General features: G+C 71.3%; 16 protein-coding genes. 14 read left to right on the top strand and 2 right to left on the bottom strand.

The features are described 5' to 3' along the window. Positions 1 to 125 precede the first annotated feature (125 nt). Positions 126 to 2,750, top strand: coding sequence for a valine--tRNA ligase (locus ACZ7DY_RS12490; RefSeq protein WP_471133550.1), 2,625 nt, complete (start codon positions 126 to 128; stop codon positions 2,748 to 2,750). 84 nt (positions 2,751 to 2,834) lie between these two features. Here ACZ7DY_RS12490 and ACZ7DY_RS12485 read toward each other — a convergent pair whose 3' ends face one another. Then, positions 2,835 to 3,461: a hypothetical protein gene (locus ACZ7DY_RS12485; protein ID WP_471133547.1), complete on the bottom strand. Its 627-nt coding sequence runs from the start codon at positions 3,459 to 3,461 to the stop codon at positions 2,835 to 2,837. A 170-nt stretch (positions 3,462 to 3,631) separates the two neighbouring features. On the opposite strand from ACZ7DY_RS12485, the gene ACZ7DY_RS12480 reads away from it, so the two are divergent. Then, positions 3,632 to 4,798: a sensor histidine kinase gene (locus ACZ7DY_RS12480; protein WP_471133544.1), complete on the top strand. Its 1,167-nt coding sequence runs from the start codon at positions 3,632 to 3,634 to the stop codon at positions 4,796 to 4,798. A gap of 351 nt (positions 4,799 to 5,149) precedes the next feature. Here ACZ7DY_RS12480 and ACZ7DY_RS12475 read toward each other — a convergent pair whose 3' ends face one another. After that, entirely contained in the window at positions 5,150 to 6,166 is a 1,017-nt protein-coding gene (locus tag ACZ7DY_RS12475) for a rod shape-determining protein (protein WP_471133541.1), read from the bottom strand. 144 nt (positions 6,167 to 6,310) lie between these two features. On the opposite strand from ACZ7DY_RS12475, the gene folC reads away from it, so the two are divergent. The 12 genes from folC (at position 6,311) to ACZ7DY_RS12415 (ending at position 20,816) form a co-directional block, all read left to right on the top strand. Beyond that, entirely contained in the window at positions 6,311 to 7,834 is a 1,524-nt protein-coding gene (gene folC, locus ACZ7DY_RS12470; RefSeq protein ID WP_471133538.1) for a bifunctional tetrahydrofolate synthase/dihydrofolate synthase, read from the top strand. A gap of 5 nt (positions 7,835 to 7,839) precedes the next feature. Next, positions 7,840 to 8,184: a DUF4233 domain-containing protein gene (locus ACZ7DY_RS12465; protein WP_471133535.1), complete on the top strand. Its 345-nt coding sequence runs from the start codon at positions 7,840 to 7,842 to the stop codon at positions 8,182 to 8,184. Between the two features lie 114 nt (positions 8,185 to 8,298). Then, positions 8,299 to 8,712, top strand: a complete 414-nt coding sequence (gene ndk, locus ACZ7DY_RS12460) for a nucleoside-diphosphate kinase (RefSeq protein WP_471133533.1) — start codon at positions 8,299 to 8,301, stop codon at positions 8,710 to 8,712. 318 nt (positions 8,713 to 9,030) lie between these two features. Beyond that, entirely contained in the window at positions 9,031 to 10,050 is a 1,020-nt protein-coding gene (locus tag ACZ7DY_RS12455; protein WP_030362602.1) for a rod shape-determining protein, read from the top strand. Between the two features lie 145 nt (positions 10,051 to 10,195). Beyond that, positions 10,196 to 11,140: a rod shape-determining protein MreC gene (gene mreC / locus ACZ7DY_RS12450; protein WP_471133530.1), complete on the top strand. Its 945-nt coding sequence runs from the start codon at positions 10,196 to 10,198 to the stop codon at positions 11,138 to 11,140. A gap of 12 nt (positions 11,141 to 11,152) precedes the next feature. Further along, positions 11,153 to 11,827: a rod shape-determining protein MreD gene (gene mreD, locus ACZ7DY_RS12445; protein ID WP_471133528.1), complete on the top strand. Its 675-nt coding sequence runs from the start codon at positions 11,153 to 11,155 to the stop codon at positions 11,825 to 11,827. 40 nt (positions 11,828 to 11,867) lie between these two features. Further along, positions 11,868 to 14,048 (top strand): penicillin-binding protein 2, encoded by a 2,181-nt coding sequence (mrdA, locus tag ACZ7DY_RS12440; RefSeq protein WP_471133526.1) that lies wholly within the window; start codon positions 11,868 to 11,870, stop codon positions 14,046 to 14,048. Continuing rightward, positions 14,048 to 15,244, top strand: a complete 1,197-nt coding sequence (rodA, locus tag ACZ7DY_RS12435) for a rod shape-determining protein RodA (RefSeq protein WP_471133523.1) — start codon at positions 14,048 to 14,050, stop codon at positions 15,242 to 15,244. The genes mrdA and rodA overlap by 1 nt, the downstream gene beginning before the upstream one ends. Positions 15,245 to 15,292: 48 nt before the next feature. After that, positions 15,293 to 16,897: a CYTH and CHAD domain-containing protein gene (locus ACZ7DY_RS12430; protein ID WP_471133521.1), complete on the top strand. Its 1,605-nt coding sequence runs from the start codon at positions 15,293 to 15,295 to the stop codon at positions 16,895 to 16,897. A 50-nt stretch (positions 16,898 to 16,947) separates the two neighbouring features. Next, on the top strand, positions 16,948 to 18,873 hold the full coding sequence (locus ACZ7DY_RS12425) for a TIGR03960 family B12-binding radical SAM protein (RefSeq protein ID WP_471133519.1): 1,926 nt from the start codon (positions 16,948 to 16,950) through the stop codon (positions 18,871 to 18,873). 53 nt (positions 18,874 to 18,926) lie between these two features. Next, positions 18,927 to 19,487, top strand: coding sequence for a GNAT family N-acetyltransferase (locus ACZ7DY_RS12420; protein WP_471133516.1), 561 nt, complete (start codon positions 18,927 to 18,929; stop codon positions 19,485 to 19,487). 6 nt (positions 19,488 to 19,493) lie between these two features. After that, positions 19,494 to 20,816 carry a hypothetical protein gene (locus ACZ7DY_RS12415; protein ID WP_471133513.1) on the top strand — a complete coding sequence of 441 codons (1,323 nt, stop codon included), beginning with the start codon at positions 19,494 to 19,496 and terminating at the stop codon, positions 20,814 to 20,816. The last annotated feature ends 15 nt before the right edge of the window (positions 20,817 to 20,831 follow it).

Genomic DNA, 20,831 nt, shown 5'->3' with positions numbered 1-20,831 from the left:
CCCTCAAAACGCTGATGTGTCCCGGACATCCTGGAGGAAGTTCGGGTCCTCCGGAGCCCCCGGCGACAAGCGATGTCGAAGATTCCGGTTTCTGGACCGCTCGGTGACCCCTCTAAACTGACCGCGTGACCGAGAACGCTCAGCAGCAGCCCCCAGCGACCACCCCCGAACTGCCGACCCAGTACGCGCCGGCCGAGGTAGAGGGGCCGCTGTACGAGCGCTGGGTGGAACGGGGTTACTTCTCCGCCGACGAGAAGAGCGACAAGCCTCCGTACACCGTCGTCATCCCCCCGCCGAACGTGACCGGCGCGCTCCACCTCGGCCACGCCTTCGAGCACACGCTCATCGACGCCCTCACCCGCCGCAAGCGCATGCAGGGCCACGAGACGCTCTGGCAGCCCGGCATGGACCACGCCGGCATCGCCACGCAGAACGTCGTGGAGCGCGAGCTCGCCAAGGAGGGCAAGTCCCGCCACGACCTCGGGCGCGAGGCGTTCATCGAGCGCGTCTGGAAGTGGAAGGGCGAGTCCGGCGGCCAGATCTCCGGCCAGATGCGCCGCCTCGGCGACGGCGTCGACTGGGAGCGCGAGCGCTTCACCATGGACGAGGGCCTCTCGCAGGCCGTCCAGACCATCTTCAAGAAGCTCTACGACGACGAGCTGATCTACCGCGCCGAGCGCATCATCAACTGGTGCCCGCGCTGTCTGACGGCGATCTCGGACATCGAGGTCGAGTACCAGGACGACGACGGCGAGCTGGTCTCGATCAAGTACGGCGAGGGGGAGGAGACGCTCGTCGTCGCCACCACCCGCGCCGAGACGATGCTCGGCGACACCGCCGTCGCGGTCCACCCCGACGACGAGCGGTACAAGCACCTCGTCGGCAAGCAGATCAAGCTGCCGCTGACCGACCGCACGATCCCGGTCGTCGCCGACGAGCACGTCGACCCCGAGTTCGGCACCGGCGCCGTCAAGGTGACCCCGGCGCACGACCCGAACGACTTCGAGATCGGCCAGCGCCACTCCCTGCCGAACATCGCGGTCATGGACGAGCACGCCGTCATCACCGCGCACGGCCCCTTCCAGGGCCTGGACCGCCTGGAGGCCCGCTCGGCCATTGTCGCCGCGCTGCGCGCCGAGGGCCGCGTCGTCGCCGAGAAGCGCCCGTACACGCACTCCGTCGGCCACTGCTCGCGCTGCAAGACCACCATCGAGCCGCGCCTGTCGATGCAGTGGTGGGTCAAGGTCGGCCCGCTCGCGAAGGCCGCCGGCGACGCGGTCCGCGACGGCAAGGTCAAGATCCACCCGCAGGAGATGGAGAAGCGGTACTTCGACTGGGTCGACAACCTCCACGACTGGTGCATCTCGCGCCAGCTCTGGTGGGGCCACCGCATCCCCGTCTGGTACGGGCCGAACGGCGAGGTCGTCTGCGTCGGACCCGACGACGAGGCGCCCACGGGCGAGGGCTGGCGCCAAGACAACGACGTGCTCGACACGTGGTTCTCGTCGGGCCTGTGGCCGTTCTCCACGCTCGGCTGGCCCGAGCGGACCGACTCGCTCGCGAAGTTCTACCCGAACTCCGTCCTGGTCACCGGCTACGACATCCTCTTCTTCTGGGTCGCCCGGATGATGATGTTCGGCCTGTACGCGATGGACGGCACCCCGCCGTTCCACACGATCGTGCTGCACGGCATGGTCCGCGACCAGTTCGGCAAGAAGATGTCGAAGTCCTTCGGCAACGCGGTCAACCCGCTGGACTGGATGGACAAGTACGGCTCGGACGCCCTGCGCTTCACGCTCGCCCGCGGCGCCAACCCCGGCACCGACGTGCCGATCGGCGAGGACTGGGTCCAGGGCTCGCGCAACTTCGCCAACAAGATCTGGAACGCCACGCGCTTCGCGATGATGAACGGCGCCACGATCGAGGGCGACCTGCCCCCGGCCGAGCAGCTGTCCGCCACCGACCGCTGGGTGCTCTCCCGCCTCAACGCGACCGTCGCCGAAGTCGACGCGCTCTACGACGACTACCAGTTCGCCAAGTTGTCGGACGCCCTCTTCCACTTCGCGTGGGACGAGGTCTTCGACTGGTACGTCGAGCTGTCCAAGACGACGTTCATGGCGGGCGGCGAGGGCGCCAAGGTCTCGGCCCGCGTCCTCGGCGAGGTCCTCGACGTCACGCTGCGCCTGCTCCACCCGATCGTGCCGTTCGTGACGGAGACGCTCTGGACGGCGCTGACCGGCGGTGAGTCGCTCGTGATCGCCGACTGGCCCTCGGACAGCGGCTTCCGTGACGCCGCCGCCGAGCGCGAGATCGAGACGCTCCAGCAGGTCATCACCGAGGTCCGCCGCTTCCGCGCCGACCAGGGCCTCCAGCCCGGCCAGAAGGTCCCGGCCCGGCTCACCCTGGACGGTACGGCGCTCGCCCCGCACGAGGCCGCCATCCGCCAGCTGCTCCGCCTCCAGCCGGAGGGCGACGCCTTCACGGCGACGGCGACGCTGCCGGTCTCGGGCGCCACGGTCGCCCTCGACCTCTCCGGCACCATCGACGTGGCGGCCGAGCGCAAGCGCCTCGCCAAGGACCTCGCCGCCGCCGAGAAGGAGAAGGCGCAGGCCGAGGCGAAGCTCGGCAACGAAGCGTTCCTGGCGAAGGCGCCGGACAACGTGGTCGACAAGATCCGCGGCCGCCTCACCAAGGCCGAGGCCGACATCGCGCGCCTGCAGGCGCAGCTGGAGGCCCTGCCGGCCGCGTAGCACCGCGAGCGCGTACGCGACGAAGGCCCCGGGACCGCAGCGGTCCCGGGGCCTTCGCGCGTCCCGGCCACGTGAACGATTCGGCTACGTGAGCGACTCGGCGACCGGCCCGGTGGCCTGCCGGCCGATCGGACCCAGCTCCTCCGGCGCCCGCGGCAGCAGATCCAGGCCGAGCCGCTCCAGCTCCGCCTCGGCCAGCGCGTCCAGGGTCTGCGGATCGCCGTTGCGCCAGCCCTCGGCGAGCGAGCCGGGAGTGGCGCCCGCGATGTTGCAGGCCATGGCGGCCACCTCGTGCAGGGGCCGGAGCAGGGAGCGCAGGGCGAGCAGCTCGCGGCCGTCGACGGAGTCGGCGAGGTCCCGGGCGGCGCCCGCCTGCCGGATCCAGCGCAGCCGGCGCGGCAGCCAGGCGGCCAGGAGCAGGCCGACGGGCAGGACGAAGAGGGCGACGGCACCCACGGCGACGGCCGTGCGGACGACCACGGGGTCCATGGCGTCGACGGCGTCCGCGATGCGCCGCAGCGCGAGGTCGACGCGTCCGCCGACCAGGGGCAGCGGCGCGCTGTGCGTCTGCAGGGCGCGGGGCAGGGCGAGCAGGCAGGCCAGCCGGTACGTGGCGACGGCGGCGGCGGCCCACAGGGCGGTCCACAGGAGGACCCCGGCGTCGCCGGCCAGCTGATGGGTCCGCTTGGCGGGGTTCTGGGCATACCACATGGTCCGATTTGACCCCCGGCGCAAGCCGGGATCGGGCAGCCGCGCCGAAAGTACACCCGTTGTGTGCACACCACGCTGGTTCGCCCGCAAACGCCCAGGGTGCGGCAAATCACCAAAACAAGGACCTAAGTCCGGTGGAACGGGCCGAAAGACCTTGGATGATGGAAGGCATGCGCACCCTGTCCGCCGCCCAGGCGATACGCCAGGCGGCGGCCACGGCCGGCCGCCTCGGCAGGCGCTGGGCGCAGGCGCCGCGCGCCCAGGACGTGCTGACGGCGCTCAGCGCCTTCGCGCTGATGAGCCTGGACGTGCCGGGCCTCGCGGAGGCGGACAACTCCCTCAACGGCCCGCTCGCCGTCGTGACCCTGGCGGCCGGCGCCTCCTCGCTGCTGCTGCGCCGCAGGCTGCCCTGGGTGACGTACGCGATCGCGCTGCTCTTCCTCGGTTGGCTGCACGAGCTGACCCTCGCCCAGTTCGTGCTGTACTCCCTGGGCCGCTACCGGGGCCGTCTTGCGGGCACGCTCGGCGTCATCGGCTACGTCGGCTTCGCGTACGTGATGTTCAACCTGCCGGGCTGGCCGGTGCACCGGGGGGCCACGCTCGGCTCGTTCCTGAGCCTGGTCGTGCCCATCGGCGTGCTCGCGGCGGGGGTCGGTGTCGCGGCGAACCGGCAGGACCTGGTGCAGGCGCTGGCCGCGCAGCGCGCGGAGACCGAGGCGCTGCACGCCGTCCAGCAGGAGCGGGCCCGCATCGCGCGGGACGTGCACGACTTCGTGGGGCGCGAGCTGACGCTGCTGAGCGTGCGCTCGCAGGTGCTGGGGCGCAGGGCCGCGGGCGGGCCCTTCGAGGACGGCTTCGAGGAGCTCTCGGAGGCGGCGCGCAGTGCGCACCGGATGCTGAACGAGATCATCGTGCAGCGCGGCATCGACGGCGCCCCGACCCCGGGCCTGGACGCGCTCCCCGGACTGGCCGAGCGCAGCGGGCGCGCGGGCAGCCCCGTCGACCTCCTGATCGACGACGCGGCCCACCGCCTCTCGCCGCTGCGCCAGGCCGCGGTCCACCGGGTGGTCCAGGAGTGCCTGACGAACGCGGCGAAGCACGCGCCGGGCGAGAGGGTGACGGTGCGGGTGGCGCTGTGCGGGGGCCGCCTGGAGATCACCGTCAGCAACCCGCTCCCCACCAGGGCCCCGGCCGCCGCGCCCGTCTCCGCGGGCATCGGCACGACGGGCATGGCGGAACGGATCCGCGCGGTGGGCGGCACGTTCGCGGCGGGGCCGCGGGGGGACGCGTACGAGGTCCGGGCCACGCTCTCCTCGGGCGAACTGACGGACCTCTGACGCCCGTCGCCCACTGCGGCCCGGTGGGGGCGGGCCGCGCAGTTCCCCGCGCCCCTGGGTCGTCCTGCATCGCCGGTGACCGCAGGTGCCGTTCAGGGGCGATCCGTCGGGGGGGGAGGGCAGTGCCCCAAGGCCGCCGCCCAGGCAGGACCACTAAGGGGCGCGGGGAACTGCGCGACAAGCCCCCACGCGCCCGGCAGCCGAAAAAGATCCGTCGGGGGGCAGTGCCCCAAGGTCGCAGCCCAGGCAGGACCACTAAGGGGCGCGGGGAACTGCGCGACAAACCCCCACGGCCCGCAGCCGAAGCACCCACCCGGCGCCGGAGGCGTACCGCCGCCCCCGGCCGGAGGCCTACGCCGCTGACATCACCCGTTCCAGCCCGTCGAAGTCCTCCACACACTTCCCGCAGCCCAGGGCCACGCTGTCCAGCGGGTCGTCGGCGACGAAGACCGGGATCCCCGTACCGGAGGCGATCCGCAGGTCGAGGCCGGGCAGCAGCGCGCCGCCACCCGTCAGGACGATCCCGTGTTCCATGATGTCGCCGGACAGCTCCGGCGGGCACTCCTCCAGGGTCGTCTTGACGGCGGCGATGATCTGTTCGACCGGCTCGTCCAGAGCCGCCCGCACCTCGCGCGCCGTCAGGTCGACGGTCTTGGGCAGGCCGCCCACCTTCTCCCGCCCCCGCACGGTGAACGTCCGCATCTCCAGGGCATCCTCGCCCGGCACCGGCCACGCGGAGCCGATGGCGACCTTGATGTCCTCGGCGGTGCGCTCCCCGATGAGCAGCGAGTGCTCCTTGCGGACGAAGTCGGTGATGGCCGTGTCGAGCCGGTCGCCGCCGACCCGCAGCGACTGGGCGGTGACGATGCCGCCCAGGGAGATGACGGCGACCTCCGTCGTGCCGCCGCCGATGTCGACGACCATCGAGCCGCGCGGCTCGGCGACCGGCAGCCCCGCTCCGATGGCGGCCGCCATGGGCTCCTCCACGATGTGCACGGCCCGCGCCCCGGCCCGCTGCGAGGCGTGCACGATCGCGCGCCGCTCGACGGGGGTGACCCCGCTCGGCACGCACACCACCATGCGCGTACGGGGCCGGCGGCCGGGCACCGCCTTGCGCACGAAGTGCCGGATCATCTCCTCGGCGGCTTCGTAGTCACTGATCACGCCGTCCCGCAGCGGACGGATCGCGGTGATGGAGCCGGGCGTGCGCCCGATGGTCTCCTTGGCCTCCGTCCCCACGGCCAGCACCCCGCCCTTGCCTCCCCGGTCGGCCCGCACGGCGACGACGGACGGCTCGTTGAGCACGATCCCCTTGCCGCGGACGTAGAGGAGGGTGTTCGCAGTGCCGAGGTCGATACCTATGTCCATGATCGCCAAGTTTGCCCGGCGGCCCGCGAAAGCGGAGGGACCAAGGTCCCGAATCGGACGGGCCGAAGGTCCCGACGACGCTCCCGCGGGCCGACCCGGAGGTCCTGACGGCGCGTGTCGGTGGCGCTCCGTAGACTGGCGTACGTGAGTGAGCTCCCCCCGCACGACGACCACGCCGACCGACCCGCGGACGGCGACCCCTTCGACGAGATCGTCGGTGCCGAGACCGACCGCGACCCCGACCTGGCGGTGATCGAGGCCGGCAGCCGCACCCTGCGCACCCAGGCGGGCCCGCCCCAGGGCGACGTCCCCACCCGCCCCGCCGACCCGGAGGTGGACCGGGCGCTGCGCGAGGTGGAGACGGAGCTGGCGGGCCGGTGGGGCGAGACGAAGCTGAAGCCGTCCGTCCGCCGCATCGCCGCGCTGATGGACGTCCTGGGCGAGCCCCAGCGCGCGTATCCCTCGATCCACATCACGGGGACGAACGGCAAGACGTCCACGGCCCGCATGATCGAGGCCCTCTTCTCCGCCTTCGAGCTGCGCACCGGGCGGTACACCTCGCCGCACGTCCAGTCGATCACCGAGCGGATCAGCCTGGACGGCGCCCCCGTCGACGCCGAGCGCTTCATCGAGACGTACCAGGACATCAAGCCGTACGTGGAGCTGGTCGACGCCAAGGAGGAGTACCGCCTCTCCTTCTTCGAGGTCCTCACCGGCATGGCGTACGCCGCGTTCGCGGACGCCCCGGTGGACGTGGCCGTCGTCGAGGTCGGCATGGGCGGCAGCTGGGACGCGACGAACGTGATCGACGGCTCGGTCGCCGTCATCACCCCCATCGACCTGGACCACACGGACCGGCTCGGCTCGACGCCCGGCGAGATCGCCCAGGAGAAGTCCGGCATCATCAAGCCGGACTCGACGGTGATCATGGCCCAGCAGCCGGTGGACGCCGCGCAGGTGCTCCTGAAGAAGGCGGTGGAGGCCGACGCCACGGTGGCCCGCGAGGGCCTGGAGTTCGGCGTCGTCGCCCGCCAGATCGCCGTCGGCGGCCAGCTCCTGACCCTCCGCGGCCTCGGCGGGGAGTACGAGGAGATCTTCCTGCCCCTGCACGGCGAGCACCAGGCGCACAACGCCGCGGTGGCGCTCGCCGCCGTCGAGGCGTTCTTCGGCATCGGCTCGCAGCACGCGCGCCCGCTGGACATCGACACGATCCGCAAGGCCTTCGCCTCGGTGGCCTCGCCCGGCCGCCTCGAGGTGGTGCGCCGCTCGCCCACCGTCGTCCTGGACGCCGCGCACAATCCGGCGGGCGCCCGCGCCGCGGCCGCCGCGGTCAGCGAGGCGTTCGACTTCAGCCGGCTGATCGGCGTGGTCGGGGCGAGCGACGACAAGGACGTGAAGGGGCTCCTTGAGGCCTTCGAGCCGATCTTCGCCGAGGTCGTCGTCACGCAGAACTCCAGCCACCGCGCGATGGACGCCGACACCCTGGCCGGAATCGCCGTCGAGGTCTTCGGCGACGACCGCGTCCAGGTCGAGCCCCGCCTCGACGACGCGCTGGAGGCGGCGATCACCCTCGCCGAGGAAGAGGGGGAGTACGCGGGCGGCGGCGTCCTCATCACTGGTTCCGTCATCACGGTCGGCGAGGCCCGACTGCTCCTGGGGAGAGGCTGATTCCTGTGCGTACGCTCTGCGCCTCGACGCTGATCGGCGAGTTCTTCGTCATCGGCTTCGCGGGCCTGGTCGCCATGAAGGACGAGGACCTGACCATGGGCACCGTCTGGACGGTCTGCGGCATCGCCATGTTGGTCTCGCTGCTGCTCTGCGGAATGATCACCAGGCCCGGTGGGGTGCAGCTCGGCTGGGCGCTGCAGATCGCGCTGATCGCGAGCGGTTTCGTGGTGCCGACCATGTTCTTCCTCGGCGCCGTGTTCGCCGCCCTGTGGTGGGCGTCGGTCCACTTCGGCCGCAAGATCGACGAGGCGAAGGCGAGGTTCGCGGCGCAATCGGCCGAGACGGCCTGAGCGCACGGGTTCCGGTCGCCCGGCCCTGCGGCACGCCCGCACGCGGAGGGTCGGTATCGTGCCGGTCAACCCCCGTGATCGCAAAGATCGTAAGAACACCTCTTGGAGCCGCACATGAGCCAGCGCACCCTCGTCCTGCTGAAGCCCGACGCCGTCCGTCGCGGTCTGATCGGAGAGATCATCGGCCGGATCGAGCGCAAGGCGGGCTGGACGATCTCCGCGCTGGAGCTGCGCTCGCTCGACCAGGCGACCCTGGAGCAGCACTACGGCGAGCACAAGGGCAAGCCCTTCTACGAGCCGCTGGTCGCCTTCATGTCGTCCGGCCCGGTCGTCGCGCTCGTCGTCGAGGGCGAGCGGGTCATCGAGGGCGTGCGCGCGCTCGCCGGTCCGACCGACCCGATCGCCGCGGCGCCCGGCTCGATCCGCGGCGACTTCGGCACCATCGTCCGGGAGAACCTGATCCACGCCTCGGACTCCGAGGAGTCCGCCGAGCGCGAGCTCAAGATCTTCTTCCCGGGCGTCGCCTGACCCGACCGGATCGCGATGTCCTGACATGGCGTCAGGCGGTGCCGGACCGGCGCCGGAGCGCAAGGGGGACGGCCGGAGGGATTCGGCCGTCCTCTGGCATATGCAGCCCCGATTGGGGGAACCCGTGCCTCCGATGGCACGTCTGAAAAGGCGGGGCGACACATCATCTGCTGACAATGGCGAAGACCCTAGCGCCGTGTTCGCGCAGCCGAGACTACGATGGAAGCCTCCACTGCCACACAGCACCCACCTCGCCTACCTAAAAAGCCATCAAACGCTCCAATAGGGAAGGCCAGACGCATCCTCATGGGGAACAACATGTCGTTCATCGGCCGTGACATGGCTGTCGACCTCGGGACCGCCAACACGCTGGTGTACGTCAGGGGTCGGGGGATCGTACTCAACGAGCCGTCCGTCGTCGCGATCAACACCAACACCGGTGGCATCCTCGCGGTCGGCGCCGAGGCGAAGAAGATGATCGGGCGCACGCCCGGGAACATCGTCGCGGTGCGCCCGCTGAAGGACGGCGTCATCGCCGACTTCGAGATCACCGAGCGGATGCTCCGCTACTTCATCCTGAAGATCCACAAGCGGCGCTACCTCGCCCGCCCGCGCGTCGTCGTCTGCGTGCCCTCCGGCATCACCGGCGTCGAGCGCCGCGCCGTCATCGAGGCCTCCTCGCAGGCCGGCGCGCGTCAGGTGCACATCATCGAGGAGCCCATGGCGGCGGCCATCGGCTCCGGCCTGCCGGTCCACGAGGCCACGGGCAACATGGTGGTGGACATCGGCGGCGGCACCACCGAGGTCGCCGTCATCTCCCTCGGCGGAATCGTCACGGCGCAGTCCATCCGCGTCGCGGGCGACGAGCTGGACAACGCGATCATCCAGCACATCAAGAAGGAGTACTCCCTCCTCCTCGGCGAGCGCACCGCCGAACAGATCAAGATCACCATCGGTTCGGCGTACGACATGGACGCCGACGAGCACACCGAGATCCGCGGCCGGGACCTGGTCTCCGGGCTGCCCAAGACGGTCGTCATCTCCGCCGCCGAGGTCCGCAAGGCCATCGAGGAGCCGGTCAACGCGATCGTCGACGCGGTCAAGACCACCCTCGACAAGTGCCCGCCGGAGCTGTCGGGTGACGTCATGGACCGCGGCATCGTTCTCACCGGAGGCGGCGCCCTGCTGCGCGGCCTCGACGAGCGGCTCCGCCGCGAGACCGGCATGCCGATCCACATCGCCGAGGACCCGCTGGACAGCGTGGCGCTCGGCTCCGGCAAGTGCGTCGAGGAGTTCGAGGCGTTGCAGCAGGTGCTTGACGCCCAGCCGCGCAGATGATCTGACGCGCAGAGATCCGCCGTACGAGTGCCTGCCATCTCGTGCGGCGGATCGTTGATATAGAGGCAAGGCAGAAGAATTCCCCAGAAACCCGTGGAACCCGCAGATTCCACGGAATCCGATTGAGGAAGGCACGCCGCCGCACGTGAGGGACACACGAGAGAGCCGGCTGCTCCTGGTACTGCTGGTGGCCATCGCGTTCGCTTTGATCACGGTGGACATCCGCGGCGGCGAGGACTCACCGGTCGACGGCGCCCGCCGGGGCGCCGCGACGGTGTTCGGTCCGGTCGAGGAGGGGATGTCCTCCGCCGTCGACCCGATCGGCAACGCCATCGGCGCGGTACGCGACTCCGGAGAGCGCCACAACCGCATCGCCGAACTGGAGCGCCAGAACGCCGCCCTGAAGGCGAAGCTCGGCAGCGACGACCGCAACCGCAGCCGTGTGCAGCAGCTCGACGACATGCTCAAGAAGGCGGGCGCGGGCCAGTACGGCATCAAGGGCGCCGAGGTCATCGGGATAGGAGCGGCCCAGGGCTTCTCCTGGACCGTCACCATCGACGCCGGTGCCCGCGACGGGATCAAGCGCGACATGACCGTCCTCAACGGCGACGGCCTGGTCGGCCGGGTCACCACCGTCGGCCCCAGCACCTCGACCGTCCTGCTCGCCAACGACCCCGACTTCACCGTCGGCACCCGCATGGAGAAGACCGACGAGCTCGGCTTCGCCACCGGCCAGGGCGACCGCCCGCTCTCCGTCCAGCTGCTCAACGGCAAGGCGGAGGTGAAGAAGGGCGACCGGCTCGTCACCTTCGGCTCGCGCAAGGACAAGCCGTTCGTGCCGGGCGTACCGGTCGGCGAGGTCGTCCGCGTCGACCCCTCGGGCGGTGACCTCACCCGCCGGGTCTACGTGAAGCCGTACGCCGGATTCACCCGGCTCGACATCGTCGGCGTCGTCGTCGAGGCGCCCCGCGAGGACCCGCGCGACACCGTCCTGCCCAAGAAGCCCGAGCCCACCCCGACGGTGACCGTCACGGCCACCCCCAAGGGACAGCCCCCGGCCGACGGCGCCGACGACGGCAACGAGCAGTAGGAGACCGGACCCATGCGCTTCAACCGAATCCTGCTCTCCACCACCCTCGTCGTCGTCGCCCTGGTCATCCAGGTCAGCGTCCTGGCCCGGCTCCAGCTGCCGGGCGCCGTGCCCGACCTGGTCCTGCTCACCGTCCTCGGCCTCGCCCTCGTCTACGGCCACGTCGGCGGCGCCCTCGTCGGCTTCGGCGCCGGACTCCTCTCCGACCTCGCACCCCCCGCCGACCACGCCGCCGGGCGGTACGCGCTGGTCCTCTGCGTCGTCGGCTACCTCGCGGGCCTCGCCAAGCCCGACAACGGCCGCCTGCGCTCCGCCACGGGACCGCTCGTCGTGGTCGTCAGCGCCGCCGTCGGATCGACCCTGATGTACGCGGGCGTCGGCTCCCTCGTCGGGGACACCGCCGCCCGCCACGTCGGCCTGGTCGGGCTCCTGTTCACCGCCGCGCTCTACGACCTGCTGCTCGCGCCGTTCACGGTGCCGCTGATCATCGCGCTCGCCCGGCGCGCCGAGAACGACCCGCTGGGGGAGAACTCGCCCGTCAACAAGGCGGCCGACGTCTCGTCCGGCTGGCTCTCCTCCGGCACCGGGCTGCGCATCGGCAACCAGCGCGGCGGCGGACTGCGGGCGAAGGCGGCCAAGGCCCGGGTGGCCCGCGCCGGCCGCATCAAGGGGGTCAAGCGCCTGTGACGGCGACTCACTTCGCTGACGTGCCCCGGGGAGGGAAGAAGTGACCAACATTCCCGAGACGGGACGGACCCCACGCGTCCAGATCCGCCTCATCGTGATCCAGATCCTCGTCGTCTCCCTCCTGCTCACCCTCGGCGGACGCCTCTGGTACCTGCAGATCCGCAACGGCGACGAGTACGCCGAGGAGGCCTCCGGCAACCACGTCCAGCAGGTCGTCCAGCCCGCGGTGCGCGGCTCGATCCTGGACGCCCGCGGCGTGCCGATCGCCGACAACGAGACCCGCCTGGTCGTCTCCGCCTCCCGCACGGACCTGATGAAGATGAAGGACGACGGCAAGGCGGTCCTCGCCAAGCTCGCCGACGTCCTCGACATGAAGCCCGAGGACGTCGCGGGCAAGGTCCGCCTCTGCGACGCCAAGACGCCGCAGCCCTGCTGGAACGGCTCGCCGTACCAGCCCATCCCGATCACCGATGAGGCCACGCCCCGCCAGGCCCTGCAGATCCGCGAGCGCTCCGAGGACTTCCCCGGCATCACCGCCGAGCCCACCGCCGTGCGCCGCTACGCCGCCCCCGGCAAGTCCAACACCGCGCAGGTCCTCGGCTACCTCTCGCCCGTCACCGACGAAGAGATCAAGAAGGCCGAGAACACCGACTCGCCGTTCCTGCGCTCGGACATGGTCGGCCGCTCCGGCCTCGAACGCACCTACGACAAGCAGCTGCGCGGCAAGGCCGGCGTCACCCGCTACGAGGTCGACAACCTCGGCCGGGTCATCGGCAAGGCCGAATCGGACGCGGCCAAGCCCGGCGCCAACGTCGTCACCAGCATCGACGCGCGCGTGCAGGCCGTCTCCGAGTACTGGCTCAACGACGCGATGAAGAAGGCCCGCAAGGAGTTCGACAAGAACACCGGGGAGAACTACAAGGCCGACGCGGGCGCCGTCGTCGTCATGGAGAACAAGACCGGCCGCGTCGTCTCCATGGCCTCCAACCCGACGTACGACCCGAACGCCTGGGTCGGCGGCATCTCCGGCAAGGACTACACCCGCCTCACCGGCAAGCAGTCCAACTACCCGCTGCTCAACCGCGCCATCCAGGGCCAGGCCGCCCCCGGCTCGATCTTCAAGGTGATCCCGACGACCGCGGCGGTCAACGCGGGCTACGACTTCAGCGGCCGCTACCCCTGCCCCAGTTCGTACTCCATCGGCGGCCAGACCTTCAAGAACTACGAGTCCAAGGGCCACGGCTCCATCACCCTCGGCCAGGCCCTCGAGGTCTCCTGCGACACCGTCTTCTACAAGCTGTCGCACGACCAGTGGCGCAAGGACGGCGGCAACAAGCCGACGAAGCACCCCAAGGACTGGTTCTACAAGACCGCCCACCAGTTCGGCCTCGGCAAGGAGACCGGCATCGACCTGCCCAACGAGGTCACCGGCCGCGTCCCCGACCGCCAGTGGAAGAAGGACTACTGGAAGGCCAACAAGGACGCCTGGTGCAAGCAGGGCAAGAAGAACGGCGGCGACTACGCCGAGCGCATCGCCTACGAGAACTGCCTCGAAGGCATGAAGATGCGCGCCGGTGACTCCGTCAACTACTCCATCGGCCAGGGCGACACCCTCGTCACGCCCATCCAGATGGCCACCATCTACTCGGCCATCGCCAACGGCGGCACCCTCCACGACCCGACCGTCGGCAAGGCGATCGTCAGCCCCGACGGCCGGCAGGTCGAGGAGATCGCGCCCAAGTCGCACGGCAGGCTGCCGATGGACGCCAAGCTGCAGAAGGACATAGACGGTGCCCTCGCGGACGTCGCCACGCGCGGTACGGCCGCCTGGCGGTTCCAGGGATGGCCGCAGAAGAAGATCCCGATGCACGCCAAGACCGGTACCGCGGAGGTCTACGGCAAGCAGACCACCTCGTGGTTCGCGACGTACACCAAGGACTACACGATCGTCATGACGATCTCCCAGGGCGGTACGGGCTCCGGAGCCTCGGGCCCCGCCGTCCGCCAGATCTACAACGCGATCTACGGCCTGGACGACGACGGCAAGCAGAACCTGAAGAAGGCCCTCCTGCCCGAACCCCAGAAGAAGCTGCCCAAGATCGAGCCCGACGGCTCCATCAAGTCCCCGAAGATCAAGCCGTACAAGCCGGAGGCGCCCAAACAGCCGGCCGAACAGCAGCAGTTGGCCGGGCCCCCGGCCGAGCACTGGAGGCGCGACTGATGACCGGCAACGGCTTCTCCGTCTCCGGGTACGGCCCCGAGCGCTCCGGCGTCTCGCGGCTGCTGGCCCGCGACTCGATGGTGCGCAGGCTCGACTGGCCGATGCTGCTCGCGGCGATCGCGCTCTCCGGGATCGGCACCGCCCTCGTCTACTCGGCGACCCGCAACCGCACCGAGCTCGTCGGCGACGACCCGTACTCCTTCGCACTCAAGCACGTCCTCAACACCGGCATCGGCTTCGCCCTGATGATCGGCACCGTCTGGCTCGGCCACCGCACCCTGCGCACGGCCGTGCCGATCCTCTACGGCATCTCCGTCTTCCTCGTCCTGCTCGTCCTCACCCCGCTCGGCGCGACGATCAACGGCGCGCACGCCTGGATCGTGCTCGGCGGCGGCTTCTCGCTCCAGCCCTCCGAGTTCGTGAAGATCACGATCATCCTGGGCATGGCGATGCTCCTCGCGGCCCGCGTCGACGCGGGCGACCGGGAACACCCCGACCACCGCACGGTGGTGCAGGCCCTCGGCCTCGCCGCCGTACCGATCGCGATCGTCATGCTGATGCCGGACCTCGGCTCGGTCATGGTGATGGCGATGATCGTGCTCGGCGTGCTGCTCGCCTCCGGCGCCTCCAACCGGTGGGTCTTCGGCCTGCTCGGCACGGGCGTCGCCGGTGGCGTCGCCATATGGCAGCTCGGCGTCCTCGACGACTACCAGATCGCCCGCTTCGCCGCCTTCGCCAACCCCGCGCTCGACCCGGCGGGCGTCGGCTACAACACCAACCAGGCGCGCATCGCCATCGGCTCCGGCGGTCTGACCGGCACCGGCCTCACCAAGGGCTCCCAGACCACCGGACAGTTCGTCCCCGAACAACAGACCGACTTCGTCTTCACCGTCGCGGGCGAGGAGCTCGGCTTCCTGGGCGCCGGCGCGATCCTGCTGCTGCTCGGCGTCGTCCTGTGGCGCGCCTGCCGCATCGCCCGTGAGACGACCGAGCTGTACGGCACGATCGTCGCCGCCGGGATCATCGCCTGGTTCGCCTTCCAGGCCTTCGAGAACATCGGGATGACCCTCGGCATCATGCCGGTCGCGGGCCTTCCGCTGCCCTTCGTCAGTTACGGAGGTTCGTCGATGTTCGCGGTCTGGGTGGCCGTCGGCCTGCTCCAGTCGATCAAGGTGCAACGGCCGATGTCCGCCTAGAACGCCCCGGCCATGTTTGCCGCCGGATTTCGCGTCCAGATTCCTTTCATGGCGGAGACGAAGCGTGAGATCGAGCGGAAGTACGACGTCGGGGCGGACACGACGCTGCCCGACCTGTCCGGCGTCGCCCACGTCGCGGAGGCCGCGGACAGAGGCGTCGTCGAACTGGACGCCGTCTACTGGGACACCGCCGACCAGCGCCTGGCGGCCGCCTCGGTCACCCTGCGGCGCCGCACCGGCGGCGCCGACGAGGGCTGGCACCTGAAACTGCCGGTGTCGCTCGCCGACGGCGTACGGGACGAGATCCACGCCCCGCTCTCGGACACGGTGCCCCGCGCCCTCGCCGGGCTCGTGCGCTCCCGGGTCCGCGGGGCCGAACTGCTCCCCGTCGTGCGGCTGCGCTCCGCGCGGACCCTGTGCCACCTCCTCGATGCCCGGGGCGGCACGCTCGCCGAGGTCAGCGTCGACCGGGTGCGCGCCGAGCGGCTCGCCGGGGGCATCGGCACCGCCGAATGGACCGAGATCGAGGTGGAGCTGGCGGACGGCACGGACCCGGCCCTCCTCGACAAGGTCGAGAAGAAACTGAAGAAGGCCGGCGCCCGGCGCTCCGCGTCCCCGTCGAAGCTCGCCAGGGCGCTGGCGGAGACCGGACCCGCCGACCCGGCCGTCGAGCGGGCCAGGCCCGAGACCTCGGTCGGCGGCGGCGAGAAGGCGGGCAGGAGCGCGGCCGTGGCCCGGGCGGTGCGCGACGCCGTCGGCGAGGGCCCCGGAACCGCGGCCGACCACGTCATCGGCTACCTCCGCGCCCAGCGCGACGCGCTCGTCTCCCTCGACCCCGCAGTCCGCCGCGACCTGCCCGACTCCGTCCACCAGATGCGGGTCGCCACCCGGCGGCTGCGCAGCGCCCTCAAGTCGTACCGCAAGATCCTCGACCGGACGGTCACCGACGCCGTCGGCGAGGAGCTCAAATGGCTCGCCGCAGAGCTGGGCGTCGCCCGCGACCAGGAGGTCCTCGCCGCCCGCCTCGCCGACCGCATCGGGGCGCTCCCCAAGACCCTGCTGCTCGGCCCGGTCCGCGGCCGGCTGCGCGTCTGGGACGTCGCCCGCCGCACCGGCGCCCGGCGCAGGGCCCTCGCCGTCCTCGACAGCAAGCGCTACCTCACCCTCCTGGACACCCTCGACGCGCTGCTCGCCGCGCCCCCGCTGCGCCCCGCGGCCGGCGCGCCGCCCGAGAAGGCGCTGCCCAAGGCGCTGCTCAAGGAGTACGCCCGGCTCGCCGCCCGCGTCGACCACGCCCTGGCCCTGCCCCCGGGCCACGCGCGCGACCTCGCGCTGCACGCCGCCCGCAAGGCGGCCAAGCGCGCCCGGTACGCGGGCGAATCCGCGGTCCCCGCCCTGGGCGGGCCCGCCAAGCGGTTCGCCAAACGGATGAAGGCCGTGCAGAGCGTCCTCGGCGACCACCAGGACAGCGTGGTCGCGCGCGAGGCCCTGCGGGCGCTGGCGATCCAGGCACATCTGGCCGGGGAGTCCGCCTTCACCTGGGGGCTTCTCTACGGCCAGGAGGAGGCCGCGGGCGCCGACCGGCAGCGGGAACTGCCCGGGGAATGGGCGCAGGCCTCCCGGCGGAAAGTGCGGGCGGCGCTGGGCGAGTGAACACCGGGGTACGCTTGATGGTCACCCCTGCCAGCTCATGAAGGTTCGCGATGTCTGCCGAGTCGGTCTTCCCACAGCTCGAAGCTCTGCTCCCGCATGTGCAGAAGCCCATCCAGTACGTCGGCGGTGAGCTGAACTCCACCGTCAAGCCGTGGGACTCATGCGACGTCCGCTGGGCGCTCATGTACCCGGACGCGTACGAGGTCGGACTGCCCAACCAGGGCGTCCAGATCCTCTACGAGGTCCTGAACGAGCGCGAGGGCGTGCTCGCCGAGCGCACCTACAGCGTGTGGCCGGACCTGGAGGCCCTGATGCGCGAGCACCGGGTGCCCCAGTTCACGGTCGACTCGCACCGCCCGGTCGGCGCCTTCGACGTCTTCGGCCTGAGCTTCTCCACCGAGCTCGGGTACACGAACATGCTGGCCGCCCTGGACCTCGCGGGCATCCCGATGGAGTCCAAGGACCGCACCCTGGACGACCCGATCGTCCTCGCGGGCGGCCACGCGGCCTTCAACCCCGAGCCGATCGCCGAGTTCATCGACGCCGCGATCATCGGCGACGGCGAGCAGGCCGTGCTCGACATGACGGAGATCATCCGCGCCTGGAAGGCCGAGGGCCGCCCCGGCGGCCGCGAGGAGGTCCTCTTCCGGCTCGCCAGGACCGGTTCGGTCTACGTCCCGGGCTTCTACGACGTCGAGTACCTTCCGGACGGCCGCATCGGCCGCGTCGTCCCCAACCGCAGCGGCGTGCCGTGGCGCGTGTCCAAGCACACCGTCATGGACCTCGACGAGTGGCCCTACCCCAAGCAGCCCCTCGTACCGCTCGCCGAGACCGTCCACGAGCGGATGTCCGTGGAGATCTTCCGCGGCTGCACCCGCGGCTGCCGTTTCTGCCAGGCCGGCATGATCACGCGCCCCGTGCGGGAGCGAAGCATCACCGGCATCGGCGACATGGTCGAGAAGGGCCTGAAGGCGACCGGCTTCGAAGAGGTCGGCCTGCTCTCGCTCTCCTCCGCGGACCACAGCGAGATCGCCGACGTCGCCAAGGGCCTCGCCGACCGGTACGAGGAGGACAAGATCGGCCTGTCCCTCCCCTCGACCCGCGTCGACGCCTTCAACGTGGACCTGGCCAACGAGCTGACCAGGAACGGCCGCAGGTCGGGCCTGACCTTCGCCCCCGAGGGCGGCTCCGAGCGCATGCGCAAGGTCATCAACAAGATGGTGTCCGAGGAAGACCTCATCCGCACCGTCGCGACCGCGTACGGCAACGGCTGGCGCCAGGTGAAGCTGTACTTCATGTGCGGCCTGCCCACCGAGACCGACGACGACGTCCTGCAGATCGCCGACATGGCGATGAACGTCATCCAGAAGGGCCGCGAGGTCTCCGGCTCCAACGACATCCGCTGCACGGTCTCGATCGGCGGCTTCGTGCCCAAGCCGCACACGCCGTTCCAGTGGGCCCCGCAGCTCTCCGCCGAGGAGACCGACGCCCGCCTGGAGAAGCTCCGCGACAAGATCCGCGGCGACAAGAAGTACGGCCGCTCGATCGGCTTCCGCTACCACGACGGCAAGCCCGGCATCGTCGAGGGCCTGCTCTCCCGCGGCGACCGCCGCATCGGCGCCGTCATCCGCGCCGTCTACGAGGAGGGCGGCCGCTTCGACGGCTGGCGCGAGCACTTCAGCTACGAGCGGTGGATGCGCTGCGCCGAGAAGACGCTGCCCGAGATGGGCGTCGACGTCGACTGGTACACCACGCGCGAGCGCACGTACGAGGAGGTCCTGCCCTGGGACCACCTGGACTCCGGTCTCGACAAGGACTGGCTCTGGGAGGACTGGCAGGACTCGCTCGACGAGACCGAGGTCGAGGACTGCCGCTGGACCCCCTGCTTCGACTGCGGCGTCTGCCCGCAGATGGACACGCACATCCAGATCGGCCCGACCGGCAAGAAGCTCCTGCCGCTCACGGTCGTGAAGTAGCGGAAGCCCGGACAGCGGCGGACCTCCCGGCCCAAGCACCGAGCACCCGACAGATGCCCCGACTCGCCCCGCCCACCGGCCTGGTGCACCGCTCCTACATCGCCGCGATGGAGGAGTTCCGGGCCGAGGGGCAGGGCGGCCCCGGCGACGACACGACGCTCGGCGGCACCCTGCGCGACTACGGCACGCGCTGGCGGGACCCCGCCGTCTTCGCGGAGTACGTCGCCGAGGTGCGCGCCGCCGCCCACCCCGCCGAGCCGCACTCCGTCCCGGTCACGACCCTCTGGTACGTCGACGGCGCCGAGTACCTCGGACGCGTCACCGTCCGGCACACCGTCGCCACGCGCTTCCTGCGCGAGTACGGCGGCCACATCGGCTACGAGGTCCGGCCCACCGCGCGCCGCCGCGGCCACGCCACCGACATGCTCCGCGCCTGCCTGCCGTACGCGGCCGGACTCGGCCTGGAATCCGTCCTGGTGACCTGCGACACCGACAACATCGGCTCCCGCAAGGTCATCGAGGCGGCGGGCGGCACGTTCGAGGACGAGCGGGGCGGCAAACTCCGGTACTGGGTCGGCACCGGCCGCATCCGAACCGGCGCCCCGCGCGTCTAGGACAGCATGGACCTGGAAAAGCGGCCCCAGCGGCACGAGCCGCACCAGCGGCCGGCCGAGCACGCCCCGGCGCCCGCACAGCCGCAGGCCGAGGGCTGTCTCGCCGTCGCGATCCGTATCCCGGTGCGCATCGTGGTGCTCGTCCTCGTGGTGCCGGTGCGCCTGGTGTGGGACGCGCTCGCCGTCTGCGGCCGCTTCCTGCACCGCACCGTGCTGCGACCGGCCGGCCGCGCCGTCGGCGCCGTCCTGACGTGGCTGTTCAAGGCGGTGTTCGTCTGGCCGTGGGTGGGTCTCTGGCGGTACGTGGTGGTGCCGGTGGGTGCCGGAGTGGCCTGGCTGGGGCGGGTGTTGGTCGTCGTCCCCGCGGTGTGGCTGTACACGCGCGTGCTGACGCGCCTCGGGCACGGCATCGCCTGGCTGGGCCGGGTCCTGCTCGTCGTCCCCGCGATGTGGCTCCACGCGCGCGTGCTGACCCCGATCGGACACGGCATCGCGTGGCTGGCGCGCGCTCTCGCCGCCGGGGCCACCGCCGCCGGCCGCGCCGTCGGCGCCGTCCTGACGTGGCTGTTCAAGGCGGTGTTCGTCTGGCCGTGGGTGGGTCTCTGGCGGTACGTGGTGGTGCCGGTCGGCATCGGAGTGGCCTGGCTGGGCCGGGTGTTGGTCGTCATCCCCGCGGTGTGGCTCTACGCGCGCGTGCTGACCCCCATCGGGCACGGCATCGCGTGGGCGGCACGCGGCATCGGCGCCGGCCTCGGCCGGCTGGCGCGCGGCATCGGCTTCGGCATCGCCTGGCTGGCGCGCGGCATCTGGACCGTCGTCGCCACGCTCTGCCGCTGGATCTTCGTCGTCCCCGCCGTCGCCGTGTGGCGATGGGTGCTCGCCCCCGTCGGGCGGGTCATCGCCGTCGTCGCCCGGGAGGTCGGCGACGCCCTCGGACACGCCTGGCGCGTCGCCGGGCACATCTCCCTCGCCGTCGGCCGCTTCCTCGGCAGACTCCTTCGGTGGATCTTCGTCGAGCCGGTGCGGTGGGCGTACCGGTCGGTGCTCACGCCCGTGGGGCACGTGGTCCGCGACGCGGTGTGGCGCCCCGCGGCCGAGGCCGCCCGCGGCGTGGGCCGCGCCACCCGCCAGGCCCTCGCCTCGGCCCGGGACAGCGTGCGCCAGGCCCGCGCCGACGTGCGCCGGATGCTGTTCGGGGCGCCGAGGGAACCGGCGGTGGTGGCGGCCCCGGCCGGGGAGCCCGCACCCGTACCGGTGGCCCGGCGGGAACCGGACACGCCGATGGCACGTACTCTAGGTAGCAGTACGACCGCACTCACGAAGGACTGAGAGAACTGGGCAAGC

It is taken from the genome of Streptomyces sp. NPDC037013 (assembly GCF_055607265.1).
This window is presented reverse-complemented; position numbering and strand designations above follow the sequence as displayed.